The organism is Streptomyces sp. NPDC052701, assembly GCF_040678355.1.
Classification (GTDB): Bacteria; Actinomycetota; Actinomycetes; order Streptomycetales; family Streptomycetaceae; genus Streptomyces.
In genome coordinates this window covers 258,120-273,463 of the sequence record NZ_JBFATO010000005.1, presented here as the reverse complement: position 1 = coordinate 273,463, position 15,344 = coordinate 258,120, and the positions used below count along the sequence as shown (strand labels likewise).

General features: G+C 73.4%; 16 protein-coding genes. 4 read left to right on the top strand and 12 right to left on the bottom strand.

Annotation, left to right across the window (positions count from 1 at the left end; all coding sequences use genetic code 11):
• Positions 1–355 precede the first annotated feature (355 nt).
• The 7 genes from truB to rimP form a co-directional block, all read right to left on the bottom strand.
• Positions 356–1,261 carry a tRNA pseudouridine(55) synthase TruB gene (gene truB / locus AB0L29_RS09545; RefSeq protein ID WP_365825080.1) on the bottom strand — a complete coding sequence of 302 codons (906 nt, stop codon included), beginning with the start codon at positions 1,259–1,261 and terminating at the stop codon, positions 356–358.
• Positions 1,258–1,707, bottom strand: a complete 450-nt coding sequence (gene rbfA / locus AB0L29_RS09540) for a 30S ribosome-binding factor RbfA (protein WP_365825078.1) — start codon at positions 1,705–1,707, stop codon at positions 1,258–1,260. Before rbfA ends, truB begins: the two co-directional genes overlap by 4 nt.
• A gap of 39 nt (positions 1,708–1,746) precedes the next feature.
• Positions 1,747–2,040, bottom strand: coding sequence for a DUF503 domain-containing protein (locus AB0L29_RS09535; RefSeq protein ID WP_365825076.1), 294 nt, complete (start codon positions 2,038–2,040; stop codon positions 1,747–1,749).
• Positions 2,041–2,244: 204 nt separating this feature from the next.
• Positions 2,245–5,280 (bottom strand): translation initiation factor IF-2, encoded by a 3,036-nt coding sequence (infB, locus tag AB0L29_RS09530; protein ID WP_365825074.1) that lies wholly within the window; start codon positions 5,278–5,280, stop codon positions 2,245–2,247.
• 163 nt (positions 5,281–5,443) lie between these two features.
• On the bottom strand, positions 5,444–5,740 hold the full coding sequence (locus AB0L29_RS09525) for a YlxR family protein (RefSeq protein ID WP_365825072.1): 297 nt from the start codon (positions 5,738–5,740) through the stop codon (positions 5,444–5,446).
• Positions 5,741–5,898: 158 nt separating this feature from the next.
• Positions 5,899–6,885 carry a transcription termination factor NusA gene (nusA, locus tag AB0L29_RS09520; RefSeq protein WP_365825070.1) on the bottom strand — a complete coding sequence of 329 codons (987 nt, stop codon included), beginning with the start codon at positions 6,883–6,885 and terminating at the stop codon, positions 5,899–5,901.
• Positions 6,886–6,915: 30 nt separating this feature from the next.
• Positions 6,916–7,413, bottom strand: a complete 498-nt coding sequence (gene rimP / locus AB0L29_RS09515; RefSeq protein WP_365825068.1) for a ribosome maturation factor RimP — start codon at positions 7,411–7,413, stop codon at positions 6,916–6,918.
• Positions 7,414–7,616: 203 nt separating this feature from the next.
• On the opposite strand from rimP, the gene AB0L29_RS09510 reads away from it, so the two are divergent.
• The 3 genes from AB0L29_RS09510 (at position 7,617) to AB0L29_RS09500 (ending at position 9,609) form a co-directional block, all read left to right on the top strand.
• Positions 7,617–8,165 carry a hypothetical protein gene (locus AB0L29_RS09510; protein ID WP_365825066.1) on the top strand — a complete coding sequence of 183 codons (549 nt, stop codon included), beginning with the start codon at positions 7,617–7,619 and terminating at the stop codon, positions 8,163–8,165.
• Positions 8,162–8,629 carry a ferritin-like domain-containing protein gene (locus AB0L29_RS09505; protein WP_365825064.1) on the top strand — a complete coding sequence of 156 codons (468 nt, stop codon included), beginning with the start codon at positions 8,162–8,164 and terminating at the stop codon, positions 8,627–8,629. Before AB0L29_RS09510 ends, AB0L29_RS09505 begins: the two co-directional genes overlap by 4 nt.
• 68 nt (positions 8,630–8,697) lie before the next feature.
• The gene (locus AB0L29_RS09500) at positions 8,698–9,609 is read left to right on the top strand and encodes an aminoglycoside phosphotransferase family protein (RefSeq protein ID WP_365825062.1); all 912 of its coding nucleotides are present in this window, start codon (positions 8,698–8,700) and stop codon (positions 9,607–9,609) included.
• 37 nt (positions 9,610–9,646) lie between these two features.
• Here the strand turns inward: AB0L29_RS09500 and AB0L29_RS09495 are convergent, their stop codons facing one another.
• The 5 genes from AB0L29_RS09495 to AB0L29_RS09475 all read right to left on the bottom strand — a co-directional run bounded on the left by AB0L29_RS09495 (position 9,647) and on the right by AB0L29_RS09475 (position 14,718).
• Positions 9,647–11,347 carry a proline--tRNA ligase gene (locus AB0L29_RS09495; RefSeq protein ID WP_365825060.1) on the bottom strand — a complete coding sequence of 567 codons (1,701 nt, stop codon included), beginning with the start codon at positions 11,345–11,347 and terminating at the stop codon, positions 9,647–9,649.
• Between the two features lie 40 nt (positions 11,348–11,387).
• Positions 11,388–11,954 (bottom strand): GNAT family N-acetyltransferase, encoded by a 567-nt coding sequence (locus AB0L29_RS09490; protein WP_365825058.1) that lies wholly within the window; start codon positions 11,952–11,954, stop codon positions 11,388–11,390.
• Positions 11,955–12,052: 98 nt separating this feature from the next.
• Positions 12,053–12,901, bottom strand: coding sequence for a GNAT family N-acetyltransferase (locus AB0L29_RS09485; protein WP_365825056.1), 849 nt, complete (start codon positions 12,899–12,901; stop codon positions 12,053–12,055).
• Between the two features lie 120 nt (positions 12,902–13,021).
• The gene (gene ispG / locus AB0L29_RS09480) at positions 13,022–14,179 is read right to left on the bottom strand and encodes a flavodoxin-dependent (E)-4-hydroxy-3-methylbut-2-enyl-diphosphate synthase (RefSeq protein WP_365825054.1); all 1,158 of its coding nucleotides are present in this window, start codon (positions 14,177–14,179) and stop codon (positions 13,022–13,024) included.
• 245 nt (positions 14,180–14,424) lie between these two features.
• Positions 14,425–14,718, bottom strand: a complete 294-nt coding sequence (locus AB0L29_RS09475; protein WP_365825052.1) for a hypothetical protein — start codon at positions 14,716–14,718, stop codon at positions 14,425–14,427.
• Between the two features lie 154 nt (positions 14,719–14,872).
• On the opposite strand from AB0L29_RS09475, the gene AB0L29_RS09470 reads away from it, so the two are divergent.
• Positions 14,873–15,265: a hypothetical protein gene (locus AB0L29_RS09470; protein ID WP_365825050.1), complete on the top strand. Its 393-nt coding sequence runs from the start codon at positions 14,873–14,875 to the stop codon at positions 15,263–15,265.
• Positions 15,266–15,344: the final 79 nt, after the last annotated feature.

Sequence of the window (15,344 nt, the reverse complement as noted above, 5' to 3'; positions counted from 1 at the left end):
GGAACGCGCCCCCTTCCGCTCCCCCGGTTCACTCCGAGCGCCCGCACGGTCGGGTGAATGGACGGAACCGGCTGGACAGACCCCAGGGTCTGTCGTCGAACTCCCGCCTGCCCCACGACGCCCTGCACGCACTCTCGCCGCACCGGGCGCAGACCCGGGTACATATCCAGTACGCGGGCCGGCGCCCGGCACGCCGAGAACACGCACCTGACGCCGCGGGGCCCGCCCTCCGGGCGGACGACGGGAGTCCGACGACAGACCCCAGGGGTGGGGGAACCGAGGGGGGACCGTGGAGCGGCGGCAGTGGAGCACCCCGTGATCCGCCGCTCCCCGGGCGGCCGCCCGCGGTCGCCCGTCAGGTGAAGACGGCCACGCTCCTGGCCTTGCCCCGGTGGTGCTCGACCAGGGCGAGGAAGCGGCCCTCGGGCCCGAAGACGGCCACGGGTCCGGAACCCGCGTACTCGTCGGGCATCTCCAGGCGCACGCCGTTGGTGAGCAGCCGGGCCCGCCGTGCGTCGACGTCCCAGCGCGGGAACGCGGCCGCGGCCGCCTCGGCGATCGGCATCACGGCCAGCTCCCGCTGGAGCTCCTCCAGCGTCTTCGCGGCCTCCAGCCTGTACGGCCCGACGCGGGTGCGGCGCAGGGCGGTCAGGTGACCGCCGACGCCGAGGTCGGCGCCCAGGTCGCGGGCGAGGGCGCGGATGTACGTGCCGGACGAGCAGACCACCGACACGACCAGGTCGAGCACGGCCGTGCCGTCCTCGGCGACGGCGTCCCGGACGTCGTGCACGCCGAAGGACGAGACGGTGACGGGCCGGGCGGGGATGTCGAACTCCTCGCCCTCCCGGGCCCGCTTGTACGACCGCACGCCGTTGATCTTGATGGCGCTGACCTTGGAGGGCACCTGCATGATGTCGCCGGTCAGCTTGGCGACGGCCGCGTCGATGGCCTCGCGGGTCACCTTGGAGGCGTCGGTGGAGGAGGTGATCTCCCCCTCGGCGTCGTCGGTGAGCGTGTTCTGCCCGAGCCGGACGGTGCCCAGGTACTCCTTCTCGGTCAGCGCGAGGTGGCCGAGGAGCTTGGTCGCCTTCTCGACGCCGAGGACGAGGACGCCGGTCGCCATCGGGTCCAGCGTCCCGGCGTGTCCGACGCGCCGCGTCCGCGCGATGCCGCGCATCTTGGCGACGACGTCGTGCGAAGTGAAGCCCGACGGCTTGTCGACGATGACGAGGCCGTCGGGCGTGGTGTGCTTCTGGGTCATTCGGCGGTGTCGTCCGTCTCGTCGTCGCCCGGCTTGCGGTACGGGTCGGCGTCGCCGGCGTACGTGGCGCCCGCGGACGCCTCGCGCACCTTGGCGTCGGACTGGCGCGCCTTGTCGAGGAGGTCCTCGATGGTGCGCGCGGTGTCCGGGAGGGCGTCCATCACGAACGTCAGGGTCGGCGTGAACTTCACGCCCGCCGCGCGCCCGACCTCGGAGCGCAGGACGCCCTTGGCGCTCTCCAGGCCCGCCGCCGCGGCCGCCCGCTCCTCCTCGTCCCCGTACACGGTGTAGAAGACGGTCGCCTCCCGCAGATCGCCCGTCACCCGGGTGTCCGTGATGGTGACGTGCGAGCCGAGCCGCGGGTCCTTGATCCCGCGCTGCAGCTTCTGGGCCACCACCTCTCGGATGAGGTCCGCCAGCCTCTTAGCCCGCGCGTTGTCGGCCACTGGTCCGTCTCCCGTTCTTTCCTGATCTTGGTTCTGTGGTCAGTCGTCTTCGCCGTGGAAGCGCCGTCTGACCGACAGCAGTTCCACTTCGGGGCGTGAGGCGACCAGCCGTTCGCACCGGTCGAGCACGTCGGTCAGGTGCCCCGCGTCGGCGGACACCGCGGCGAGGCCGAGGCCGGCCCGCCGGTGGAGGTCCATGTGGTCCACCTCGGCCGCGCTCACCGCGTACTTCCGCTGGAGCTCGGCGACGATCGGGCGGACGACGGAGCGCTTCTCCTTCAGCGACCGCACGTCGCCGAGGAGGAGGTCGAAGGACAGCGTCCCCACATACATGTGTGCAACCGGTTCACCCGCCGGTACGGGATCGATGACCCCGTCATCCGGATGGGCGGGGACATCAAGAACGGTACAACGAACGCGCCGGTGACTCGATCGGGTTTCGGCCCGCCGCCCACCGCCGCGGCCGCCGGCCCGCGGGAACACGCCGCGCCGGCCGGCGGGACCGAAGTCCCGCCGGCCGGCACGCGCCGTGGGCCGTCAGGCCCGCGGCTTCTCGCGCATCTCGTACGTCGCGATGACGTCGTCGACCTTGATGTCGTTGAAGTTTCCGAGGTTGATACCACCCTCGAAGCCCTCGCGGATCTCGGTGACGTCGTCCTTGAAGCGACGCAGACCCTCGATGTTGAGGTTCTCCGCGATGACCTTGCCGTCGCGGATGAGGCGGGCCTTGCTGTTGCGGCGCACCTCGCCGGAGCGGATGAGCACACCCGCGATGTTGCCCAGCTTGGACGACCGGAAGACCTCGCGGATCTCCGCCGTACCGAGCTCGACCTCCTCGTACTCCGGCTTGAGCATGCCCTTGAGGGCCGCCTCGATCTCCTCGATCGCCTGGTAGATGACCGAGTAGTACCGGACGTCCACACCCTCGCGCTCGGCCATCTGCTGCGCACGCCCGGCGGCGCGCACGTTGAAGCCGATCACGATGGCGTCGGAGCCCATCGCCAGGTCGATGTCCGACTCGGTGACGGCACCCACGCCACGGTGCAGGACGCGGATGTCGACCTCCTCGCCGACGTCGAGCTGGAGCAGGGAGGACTCCAGGGCCTCGACCGAACCGGAGGCGTCGCCCTTGATGATCAGGTTCAGCTGCTGGACCTCGCCGGCCTTCAGCACCTTGTCCAGATCCTCCAGGGACACGCGGCGCGTGCGCTTGGCGAAGGCCGCGTTGCGCTCGCGGGCGGCGCGCTTCTCCGCGATCTGACGGGCCGTACGGTCCTCGTCGACCACGATGAAGTTGTCGCCGGCGCCCGGGACGTTGGTCAGGCCCAGGACCTGGACCGGCGTCGACGGACCCGCCTCGGCGACGTTGTTGCCGTTGTCGTCGAGCATGGCGCGCACGCGGCCGTAGGCGTCGCCCACGACCATCGTGTCGCCGACCCGCAGCGTGCCTCGCTGGACGAGGACGGTGGCCACGGCACCGCGGCCGCGGTCCAGGCGGGACTCGATCGCGATGCCCTGCGCGTCCTGGTTCGGGTTGGCACGCAGGTCGAGCGAGGCGTCGGCGGTCAGGATGACCGCTTCCAGCAGCTCGTCGATGTGCAGACCCTGCTTGGCGGAGATGTCGACGAACATGGTGTCGCCGCCGTACTCCTCGGCCACCAGGCCGTACTCGGTCAGCTGACCGCGCACCTTGGTCGGGTCGGCGCCCTCGACGTCGATCTTGTTGACCGCCACCACGATCGGCACGTCGGCCGCCTTGGCGTGGTTCAGCGCCTCGACCGTCTGCGGCATGACGCCGTCGTTGGCCGCGACGACCAGGATCGCGATGTCGGTCGACTTCGCACCACGGGCACGCATGGCGGTGAACGCCTCGTGACCCGGGGTGTCGATGAAGGTGATCTTGCGATCCTCTTCGTTGACCTCGGTCGTGACCTGGTAGGCACCGATGTGCTGGGTGATGCCGCCGGCCTCGCCCGCGATGACGTTCGTCTTGCGGATGGCGTCGAGCAGGCGGGTCTTGCCGTGGTCGACGTGACCCATCACGGTGACGACCGGCGGACGGACCACCAGGTCCTCCTCGCCGCCCTCGTCCTCGCCGAACTCGATGTCGAAGGACTCGAGGAGCTCGCGGTCCTCCTCCTCCGGGCTGACGATCTGAACCGTGTAGTTCATCTCGTCGGCCAGGAGCTGCAGCGTCTCGTCGGAGACGGACTGCGTGGCCGTGACCATCTCGCCGAGGTTCATCATCACCGCGACGAGCGACGCCGGGTTGGCGTTGATCTTCTCCGCGAAGTCGGTGAGCGACGCACCGCGCGACAGGCGAATGGTCTCGCCGTTGCCGCGGGGCAGCATCACGCCGCCGACCGACGGGGCCTGCATGGCCTCGTACTCCTGACGGCGCTGCCGCTTCGACTTGCGACCGCGACGCGCGGGACCGCCGGGACGGCCGAAGGCGCCCTGCGTGCCACCGCGACCGCCCGGACCACCGGGACGACCGCCGAAGCCGGGACGGCCGCCGCCGCCACCGAAGCCGCCGCCACCGCCGCCGCCACCGGGACGGCCGGCGAAGCCGCCGCCGCCACCGGGACGACCCGCGCCGGCGCCGCCGCCGGGACGGCCGGCGAAGCCGCCGCCACCGCCGGGACGACCGGCGCCGCCGGGACGGCCCGCACCGCCCGGACCGCGGCCGCCGGGGCCGGGACGCGGGCCGGCAGCGGGACGCTGCGGCATCATGCCGGGGTTCGGACGCGGGCCTGCGGGGCCGCCGCCGGGACGGGGACCGCCCTGCGGACGCGGCATCGAGCCCGGGGTCGGGCGCGGACCGCCCGGAGCCTGCGGACGCGGACCGCCGCCCTGGCCGCCGGGGGCCTGCGGACGGGGACCGGCGCCGGGGGCACCGGGACCGCCCGGACGCGAGCCCTGCGGACGGGGCGCCTGCGGGCGCGCCATGCCGGTAGAGCCACCGGAGGTGAAGGGGTTGTTGCCCGGGCGCGGACCGGCCGGACGGGCGCCGGGACGCGGCGCGGGAGCGCCGGGACGCTGACCGCCCTGCGCGGCGGGACGCTGGCCCTGCTGGCCCTGGCCGCCGCCGGGACGGGCACCGGGCTTGGGGGCGCCGGGACGCGCGCCGGGCTTCGGGCCGGACGGAGCCGGAGCCGGGGCCGACGGCGGCGCGGTGAACTCGGGCGCGGCCGGGGCCGGGCGCGGCGCGGGCTTGGGACCCGGCGTCGGACGCGGACCGGGAGCCGGCGCGGAAGAGGACGGGGCAGCGGGCTGCTGCGCCGTCGGGGGCTTGGGTGCGGCCGGCGGCTTCGGGGCCGCCGGACGTGCCGCCTGCGCCGGAGAGGGCGCGGGGGCGGGCTTGGGGGCGGCCTTCCGGGGGGCGGGCTTGGCGGCGGACCTGCCGTTGCCACCGCCCTGCTGGAAGGCGTCGGTCAGCTTGCGTACTACGGGCGCTTCGATCGTCGAAGACGCCGAACGGACGAATTCACCGAGTTCCTGGAGCTTGGCCATGACGACCTTGCTCTCGACACCGAACTCCTTGGCGAGTTCGTAGACCCGGACCTTAGCCACTTCGCTCCTTTGAGGTCCGGGTTGCGTCCGGACCGTCGCTAGTTCATGGGCGTACTCATCGCGTACTCATCGAGTGCTCATCGCAATCTCGACCTGCTTTCGACTCGCGAGGTACCTAGACCGCACGGGGATCCGTGCGGCACGTTCTTACGGTGTTGCCGGCTCAGCGAGCCGCTGTCCGGCAACCTTCCGCCTGCTCGACGTACCGGCGCAACGCCTTTACGTCGAGCGGTCCCGGGGCACGCAGCGCCCGCGGGAACGCCCGGCGGCGTACCGCCTGGTCGAGACAGACCGGGGCGGGGTGCACGTACGCACCCCGGCCGGGCAGCGTACCGCGAGGATCGGGGACGCAGGCGTCCTCGATCGCCACGATGCGCAGCAGTTCGACCTTGGCCGCTCGCTCCCGGCACCCCACACAGGTGCGCTCAGGGCATGCGCGGGCACGCGTCCGGTCAGACACTGCTAAGTCTACCTCCCCGCACCGACCTCGCCCCTGTGGGGCAAGAATCGAACGGCTGTTGTCGTGATCTGAACGCCCTGCGGCCTGGATCCATTCCCCGATCCCCCGCAGGTCGCTCCCGGGCTCACTCCTGAACGGCTTCCCAGCCCGCCGGGCGGCTATTCCCCGCTCTGCTCGGTGTCCGGGCGGATGTCGATGCGCCAGCCGGTCAGACGGGCGGCGAGCCGGGCGTTCTGCCCCTCCTTGCCGATCGCCAGCGACAGTTGGTAGTCCGGCACGGTCACGCGCGCGGAGCGCGCGCCCATGTCCACGACCTCCACCTTGGACACCCGAGCGGGTGACAGCGCGTTCGCGACCATCTCGGCCGGGTCGTCCGACCAGTCCACGATGTCGATCTTCTCGCCGTTCAGCTCGGCCATCACGTTGCGCACCCGGCCGCCCATCGGGCCGATGCAGGCGCCCTTGGCGTTCAGACCCGACCGGGTGGACCGGACGGCGATCTTCGTGCGGTGGCCGGCCTCACGGGCGATCGCGGCGATCTCCACGGACCCGTCGGCGATCTCCGGCACCTCCAGGGCGAAGAGCTTCTTCACCAGGTTGGGGTGGGTGCGCGACAGCGTCACGGACGGTCCGCGCACGCCCTTGGCCACCCGCACGACGTACGACCGCAGGCGCGTGCCGTGCGGGTACTGCTCGCCCGGCACCTGCTCCTGCACCGGCAGGATCGCTTCCAGCCTGCCGATGTCGACGAGCACGTTCTTCGGGTCGCGGCCCTGCTGGACCACGCCGGTGACGATGTCGCCCTCGCGGCCGGCGTACTCGCCGAGCGTCGCGTCGTCCTCGGCGTCGCGCAGGCGCTGCAGGATGACCTGCTTGGCCGTGGTGGCGGCGATGCGGCCGAAGCCGGAGGGGGTGTCGTCGAACTCGCGGGGCTCCTGCCCCTCCGCCACGTCCTCGGGGTCCTCCTTCGCCCACACGGTGACGTGTCCGGTCTTCCGGTCGAGCTCCACGCGCGCGTGCCGGCGGCTTCCCTCGGTGCGGTGGTAGGCGATGAGGAGGGCCGACTCGATCGCCTCGACCAGCAGGTCGAAGGAGATCTCTTTCTCCCGTACCAAGCCCCGCAGGGCACTCATGTCGATGTCCACGGCTACGCCTCCTCTTCCTTCGTGACGGCCCTACTCGGCGGGCTTCTCGTTGTCCTTGCGGTTGAACTCGACCTGGACGCGTGCCCTGGCGATGTCGTCGAAGGCGAGTCTGCGCGCGGTGGCCTTGCGGCCCTTGACCCCGGGCACCTCGAGGTCGACGCCGTCGTCGTCGGCCTTCAGGATCCTGGCGACCAGCTCCCCGCCCTCGGTCAGCTGGAACTTCGCCAGCCGGCCGACGGCTCGCACGTAGTGCCGGTGCTCGGTGAGGGGGCGCTCCGCGCCCGGGGTGCCGACCTCGAGGGTGTACTCGCCCTCGCCCATCGCGTCCGTCTCGTCGAGCTTCGCCGAGAGCGCGCGGCTCACATCGGCGATCCGGTCCAGGTCCGCCCCGGAGTCGGAGTCGACGACGACGCGCAGCACACGCTTGCGTCCGACCGAGTCCACGGCGATCTCTTCGAGATCCAGGCCCTGGGAGCTGACGAGGGGTTCGAGCAGTTCTCGCAGCCTCTCGCTCTGGGTGGTGCTCATCCGGGTGACTCCTCGGCCGCGTGTGCTGTTGTGGGATGGTCGCGTGTCTGGTCAAAGGGTATCCGGTCACAAGGGGTGATGCCGTCCATCCGGTCGTGCGCGGTGCCGCTGACGGGCGCCGCGCGGGGGCCCGGGTACCGTGATCACGGGCGTGCAGCCCTTCCAGCCGCTTCTTTTCGTACGAGCCCCCGAGGACGCCTGCCGTGCCGTTCCCCCCATCGCCGCGCACCCGCCCGGGGCCGCGCAGAAGGAGTCTGCTCGCCGCCGCCCCGGCGGCCGCCGTCCTGGCGGGCTGCTCCGCCGGTCCCGAGGACCCGGACGGCACGGGCGGCCGTCCCTCGGCCGCCGACCGGACGCGCGCGCGTGCGGCGCGCGAGAGCGCGGCGCTGGCCGAGCGCTACGACGCGGTGATCGCCGCGCATCCGGGGCTGGCGCGGCGGCTGCGGCCGCTGCGCGAGGAGGTCCTCCGGCACGCGGAGGCCTTCGGGGGGACCGCGGCGGCGTCGCCCTCCGCGTCCGCCTCGGCGTCCGCGCCGGGCTCCGCTCCGGCCGCGCCTTCCGCCTCCCCGCCGGCCGCCGTGCCGGGCGACGAGAAGGGTGCCCTGGCCGCCCTGGCCGCCGCCGAGCGGGATCTCGCCGACCGGCGGGCCGGGGCGTTGCTGGAGGCACCGGGCGAACTGGCGCGGCTGCTGGCCTCGGTGGCCGCGGCCGGGGCGGCACACGTGTACCTGCTGACGGAGGGCGACGGGTGAGCAAGGCGAAGGACCGGGAACTGAGGGCGCTGCAGGCGGTCCTGGCCGCCGAGCACGCGGCGGTCTACGGGTACGGCGTCGTCGGTGGCCGCATCGACGACGGCAGGCGCGCGCAGGTCCGGGCGGCGTACGACGCGCACCGGGCCCGGCGGGACGCGCTGGGGCGCGAGGTGCGGGACCTGGGCGGCAAGCCGGTCGCCGCGGCCGCCGGGTACGCGCTGCCCTTCCCGGTGGCGGACCCGGCCGCCGCCGTCCGGCTGGCCGCCGTGCTGGAGGACCGGGTCGCCGGGGTGTACTCCGATCTGGTGCGCGCCTGCACGGGCGGCCGGCGGGCCATGGCCGCCGAGGCGCTGCGGGAGGCGGCGGTGCGGGCGGTGCGCTGGCGCGGCGGGAGCGTAGCCTTCCCTGGGCTCGCCGAGCGGGCGGCCGGTGCCCCGTCGGGAGCGGCGGCGCCGAGCCCGTGAGGCGGGCGGGCCGGCGGCGCACGGCCGACGGCGCGGACCGCGGACAGTACGAAGGGAACGACTCGCGCATGGCTTTCGAACCGCCGCAGCGTCTGGTCAGGTCGCTCGGTGAGACGGCACCGGAGGGTGACGCCTGGCTGGAGCAGCTGCCCCGCCTGGCCCGGCAGGCCGTCGCCCTGCGCGAGTTGACCGTCGAGCGGGTGCAGGTGCCCGGCGGGCGCAGCAGTCTGGTGGTGCTGGTGCGGCGGGCCGACGGCACGCCGGCCGTGCTCAAGCTGGCTCCGCCCCGGGCCCGTCCCGGCAGCGAGCGGGCCGCGCTGGAGCACTGGGGCGGCCGGGGCGCCGTGCAGCTGCTGGAGTCTCCCCCGTCCGCCGAGGGCGCGCTGCTGCTGGAACGGCTGCGTCCGGACGTGTCGGTGCGCTCGCTGCCGGAGGCGAAGGCGCTGCTGGAGGCGGCGGGGACGCTGCGCCGGCTGTGGGTGGAGCCCCCCGCCGGCGACGCGGCCCATCCCTTCGAGTCCGTGGCCGAGCGCACCGGGCGGCAGGCCGAGGCGATGCGGGCGAGCGCCGACGCCGACCCCGAGGTGGCGGCCCTGGTGGACGAGGCGCTCGCGGCGCGCGAGGAGCTGCTGGCCGCGCCGCCCGAGCACCGGCTGCTGCACGGCACGTTCCGGCAGAGCAAGGTGCTCGCCGGGGAGCGGATGCCGTGGCTGGCCGTGGGGCCCGACCCGGTGGTCGGCGAGTGCGCCTTCGACCTGGCCCGCCTGGTCCGCGACCGCGTGGAGGACCTGATCGCGCAGCCGTCGGGCGCCGCGACGACCCGGCGGCGGATCAAGCGGCTCGCGGAGTTGCTGGACGTGGACCAGGAACGGCTGCGCGGCTGGACGCTGTTCCGGGCCGTGGAGTCGGGCGTGCGGGCCCGGCGGGTCGGGCGGGCGCGGGACGCGGAGCTGCTGCTGGAGTTCGCGGGCTGGCTCTGAGCGCCCCGGCCGCGCCGGAGCGCCCGGCCCCGCCGCCCTACGCCGTGAGGCGCGCGACCGCCTCCTCGACCGTCAGCTCCTCGCGCTCCCCGGTGCGGCGGTCCTTCAGCTCCACCACGCCCTCGCCGGCGCGCCGCCCGGCCACCAGGATCTGCGGTACGCCGATCAGCTCGGCGTCCGTGAACTTCACGCCCGGCGAGACCCCGGCCCGGTCGTCCACCAGGACGCGCAGGCCGGCGGCGGACAGCTTCTCGCAGACGTCCAGGGCCAGTTCGGTCTGGAGGGCCTTGCCCGCGGCGACGACGTGGACGTCGGCCGGGGCGACCTCCTTGGGCCAGACGAGGCCCTTGTCGTCGGCGGTCTGCTCGGCGAGGGCCGCGACCGCGCGGGAGACGCCGATGCCGTAGGAGCCCATGGTGACGCGGACCGGCTTGCCGTTCTGGCCGAGGACGTCGAGCTTGAGGGCGTCGGTGTACTTGCGGCCGAGCTGGAAGATGTGGCCGATCTCGATGGCGCGGTCCAGCTTCAGGCCGGTGCCGCACTTCGGGCAGGGGTCGCCCTCCTGGACGACCACGACGTCGACGTACCGGTCCACCTCGAAGTCGCGCCCGGCGACGACGTTCTTCGTGTGCGTGTCCGGCTTGTTGGCGCCCGTGATCCACACCGTGCCCGGGGCCACGCGCGGGTCGGCGACGTACTTCACCTTGCCCAGGCCCTGCGGGCCGACGTAGCCGCGGACCAGGTCCGGGCGGCCCTCGAAGTCCTCGGCGGTGACGAGTTCGACGGCGGCCGGGGCGAAGTGGGCCTCGACCTTGTCCATGTCGACCTCGCGGTCGCCGGGGACGCCGATCGCGACGATCTCGCCGTCCACCTTGACGAGGAGGTTCTTCAGCGTGGCCGAGGCCGGGACGCCGAGGGAGGCGGCGAGGGTCTCGATGGTCGGGGTGCCGGGGGTCGGGATGTCCTGCGCGGCCGGGACGCCGGAGGCGTCCACCGGCTGGAGCTCGTACGTGACGGCCTCGGTGTTGGCGGCGAAGTCGCAGTTCGGGCAGTCCGCGAAGGTGTCCTCGCCGGCCTCGGCCGGGGCCAGGAACTCCTCCGACTTGGAGCCGCCCATCGCGCCGGCGGTCGCGGCGCAGATGCGGTAGTCCAGGCCGAGGCGCTCGAAGACGCGCTGGTAGGCCTGGCGGTGCAGGGCGTACGACTCGGCGAGGCCCTCGTCGGCGAGGTCGAAGGAGTAGGAGTCCTTCATCAGGAACTCGCGGCCGCGCAGGATGCCCGCGCGGGGCCGGGCCTCGTCCCGGAACTTGGTCTGGATCTGGTAGAGGATCACCGGCAGGTCCTTGTAGGAGGACGCCTGGTCCTTCACCAGCAGGGTGAAGATCTCCTCGTGGGTGGGGCCGAGGAGGTAGTCGCCGCCCTTGCGGTCCTTCAGGCGGAACAGCTCCTGGCCGTACTCGTCCCAGCGGCCGGTCGCCTCGTACGGCTCACGCGGCAGCAGGGCGGGGAGCAGCACCTCCTGGGCGCCGATGGCGTCCATCTCCTCGCGGACGATGCGCTCCACGTTGGCGAGGACCTTCTTGCCGAGCGGCAGCCAGGACCAGATGCCGGCGGCGGTGCGGCGCACGTAGCCGGCGCGGACGAGGAGCTTGTGGCTGAGGACCTCGGCGTCCGCCGGGTCGTCGCGCAACGTCTTCGCCATCAACTGGGACATGCGCTGGACCGGTGCGTTCGCCATGGTTCCTCTGCTCCTGCTGCGTGTGGGTGATGGCAGGAGGTTAGCCGGGCGGTACGGGACGGTGGAAATCGATTGGGCGGCGGCGCAGGGGCAGCGGGGCGCCCATCACGGCGTACGGCATGGTGGCGCTGGGGAAGAGCACCCGGCGGGCGAGGTCCTGGTAGCCCAGCGAGCGGTACAGGGCGCGGGCGGGGCTCTCGACGTCGATCGCGGAGAGGATCGACCGGGGCTCGGTGGCGTCGTCGGTGATCGTGGTGATCAGGGAGCGGCCGATGCCGCGCTGCTGGTAGCCGGGGTGGACGTGCAGCTCGGTGATCACGAAGGAGCCGTCGAGCCAGTCCTCGTGGCCCTGGGCGCGCAGGTAGGGCTCCACCACCGTGGACCACCAGTGGGCGCGGTCGTTGGGCATGCCGTACACGAAGCCCACCAGGCGTCCCTCCCGGGTGGTGGCGCCGAGTGCGCGGGCGCCCGGGTAGGTCATGTGGCGCAGGACGATCTGGCGGCGCACGGCGACCTCGTCGGGACCGAGGCCGAAGGCCACCGCCTGGACCGCCAGGGCCTCGTCGACGTGTGCGGGGAGGTCCAGGGGGCCGATGACGAGGTCCATGGCGGGGAGCTTACCCGCGCGCTCCGCCGGATAGCGCCGGGGAGCGGAGCTCGTCGTGCGGGCGCGGGGCGGGCGCGGCCCGGGCCCGCCGGGGCGGGTCAGAACAGGACGCTCATGAACGCGCCGGCCTCCTGGAAACCCACGCGCCGGTACGTCCTGCGCGCCGCCGTGTTGAAGTCGTTCACGTACAGGCTCACCACGGGCGCCACGTCCGCGAGCGCGTAGCGCAGCACCGCCGCCATGCCCGGGGCCGCCAGGCCCCTCCCCCGGTACTCGGGGGCCACCCACACGCCCTGGATCTGGCAGACGCGGTCCGTCGCGGCGCCGATCTCGGCCTTGAAGACGACCGTGCCGTCGGTGCCGAAGCGGGCGAAGGAGCGGCCGGAGCCGACGAGTTCGGCGACCCTCGCCTGGTACAGCAGGCCGCCGTCGCCGGCGAGCGGGGAGACGCCGACCTCCTCGGTGAACATCGCCACGCACGCCGGCATGACCGTCTCCATCTCGTCCTTGCGGACGCGGCGGACGTAGGGGTCGGGGGCGATGTCGTCGGGCATGCGGTCGGCGACCATCAGCGGCTGGTGGCGGCGGACCTCGCGGGCCGGGCCCCAGTGCGGTTCCAGCAGGCGCCACAGTTCGGCGGTGGCCTCGGCGGGGCCGACGATGGAGGAGCAGCGGCGGCCGGCGCGGCGGGCGCGGTCGGCGAAGGCGCGGACGGCCCGGGGGGTGGCGCAGATGGGGACCAGGTTGGCGCCGGCGTAGCACAGGGACGTCAGCATGCCGTCCTCGTACCAGCCCCACATCTCGCCGCCGAGCCGCCAGGGGTCCAGGCCCGCGACCTGCACGCGGGAGGTGACGAAGGCGTTCGCGACCGGCTCGCGGTCGAGGACGGCGAGCGCGGCGTCCAGGTCGCTCGGTTCGAGGACCCGTGAGGTGGTCTGCGTCAACACGTGCGGGGCCTCACACACTGGGGTCGGCTGATCTCCGCACTGTACCTGCCGGCCATGTGCCGCGCCGCCCCTCGGGCGGCACGGCAGGGCAGGTGGGACGGCTGCGGCCGGTGGGCACGGTCAGCCCGCGACCGACACCTCGGGCTCGCCGGAGGCCACGCCGTCCTTCTCCATCTGCTCGGCCAGCTTCATGGCCTCCTCGATCAGGGTTTCCACGATCTTGGACTCGGGGACGGTCTTGATGACCTCGCCCTTGACGAAGATCTGGCCCTTGCCGTTGCCGGAGGCGACGCCGAGGTCGGCCTCGCGGGCCTCGCCGGGGCCGTTGACGACGCAGCCCATGACGGCGACGCGCAGGGGCACCTCCATGCCGGTCAGGCCGGCGGTGACCTCCTCGGCGAGCTTGTAGACGTCGACCTGGGCCCGCCCGCAGGAGGGGCAGGAGACGATCTCCAGGCCGCGCTGGCGCAGGTTCAGCGACTCCAGGATCTGGATGCCGACCTTGACCTCCTCGGCGGGCGGCGCCGACAGCGAGACGCGGATGGTGTCGCCGATGCCCTGGGAGAGCAGCGCGCCGAAGGCCACCGCCGACTTGATGGTGCCCTGGAAGGCCGGGCCCGCCTCCGTGACCCCCAGGTGCAGCGGGTAGTCGCACTGCTCGGCGAGCTGCCGGTAGGCCTCGATCATCACGACCGGGTCGTTGTGCTTGACGGAGATCTTGATGTCCCGGAAGTCGTGCTCCTCGAACAGGGACGCCTCCCACAGCGCCGATTCGACGAGGGCCTCGGGGGTGGCCTTGCCGTACTTCTGCAGCAGCCGCCTGTCCAGGGAGCCGGCGTTGACGCCGATGCGGATGGGGGTGCCGTGGTCCCGCGCCGCCTTGGCGATCTCCTTGACCTTGTCGTCGAACTGCTTGATGTTGCCGGGGTTCACACGGACCGCCGCGCAGCCCGCCTCGATCGCGGCGAAGACGTACTTGGGCTGGAAGTGGATGTCGGCGATCACCGGGATCTGCGACTTCTTCGCGATCACCGGCAGGGCGTCGGCGTCGTCCTGCGTCGGGCAGGCCACGCGCACGATCTGGCAGCCCGAGGCGGTCAGTTCCGCGATCTGCTGGAGCGTGGCGCCGATGTCGGACGTGCGGGTCGTGGTCATCGACTGCACCGAGACGGGGGCGTCTCCGCCGACCGCCACGGACCCGACCTGGATCTGCCGGCTCCTCCGGCGCTCGGCCAGCTTGGTCGGAACGGACGGCATGCCGAGAGAAATCGCAGTCATCTGCTGTGCAACCCCATGTCGTGGATCAAGATCCGGTCCCGTAGGCAGCGGGCTCCGACCCTTGAGGTTACGGCACGGACGTGAACGGCGGCACACGACGCCCTCAAGGCCGCCGGGCCGGTCGCCGGACTCCCGCCGTCCGCCCGGCGGGCGGGCCCCGCGGCGGCTCAGGGGCGCCGCTCCTCCCGCTCCCGGGCGCCTCCCGTCCGGCGCGGGTGGGCCGTGCCCCCGCCGGGGTCCGCGGCTCACTCGGCGGGGACCGGCTGCCAGGCGTCCCCGGAAGCCCATTTCCGCCGGTACACGACTCCGGGTGTGCTCGTCGCGAGGGCCACCGCGTCCGGTGCCGGCTTCAGCCGGCCGGCCCGCCTCGGAACGCGCCGATAGCCCCGCTCGCGCATCAGCCGCGCGGCGGCCACCCAGGTCGGGGCGGCGACGAGCACTTCGTCGTTGGGGTCGCAGTCGCCGCTGCCGTCGTCGAGCACCGCGAGGGCCACGCCCAGGGCCCCCGGACGCACGAACCCCGTCATGTCGTTCCGCACCAGTGGTTCCTCCGAACACATCCGCCGGGAGGACCCGGGACGCGTCCGGCACCCCGACGCCGAGGAGGACGCCGCAGTCACCCGGATCCGGTGCGACGGTACCGTGCGCGCGTTCCGCGGTGATCCGGCGGACGGCGCCTGCGAGACTGCCGTCATGCCGAAACGACGACCGCCCGCCACGGGCTTCGCCGACGTGGTGGCCTCGGTGACTGCCTCCGGGGCCGAGGCGTGCGGCGAGTGCTCCGACGGCCTCACCGGGCTCTCCCCGGCCGGTTCGGGAGAGCTGGTGGACGGGGAGGGCTGCCGCTGGACGCGGCGCCGTGGCCCGCTCGGCCCCCGGCTGGCCAGGCGTCTGATGCGCACCGCCGACACGGTGATCGTCGGTGAGAGGGCCGGTGAGGTGCTGCGGTCCGTACCGGCCGGCGACCGTGCGGCCGAGTGGGCCGGCCTCAAGGACCGGCTCGACTCCCCCGAGCCGGTCTGCCAGGCCCACGAGTTCTGCGCACCGGACGGGCGGACGCTGCTGTACGTCGAGGAGTCCTGCTGATCCTCCGGCGTGCCGGAAGGCGGCCGGATGCCGCGGGAGCGGGCCGGGCGGAGCCGGTCCGCTCCCGCGCCACCACGGG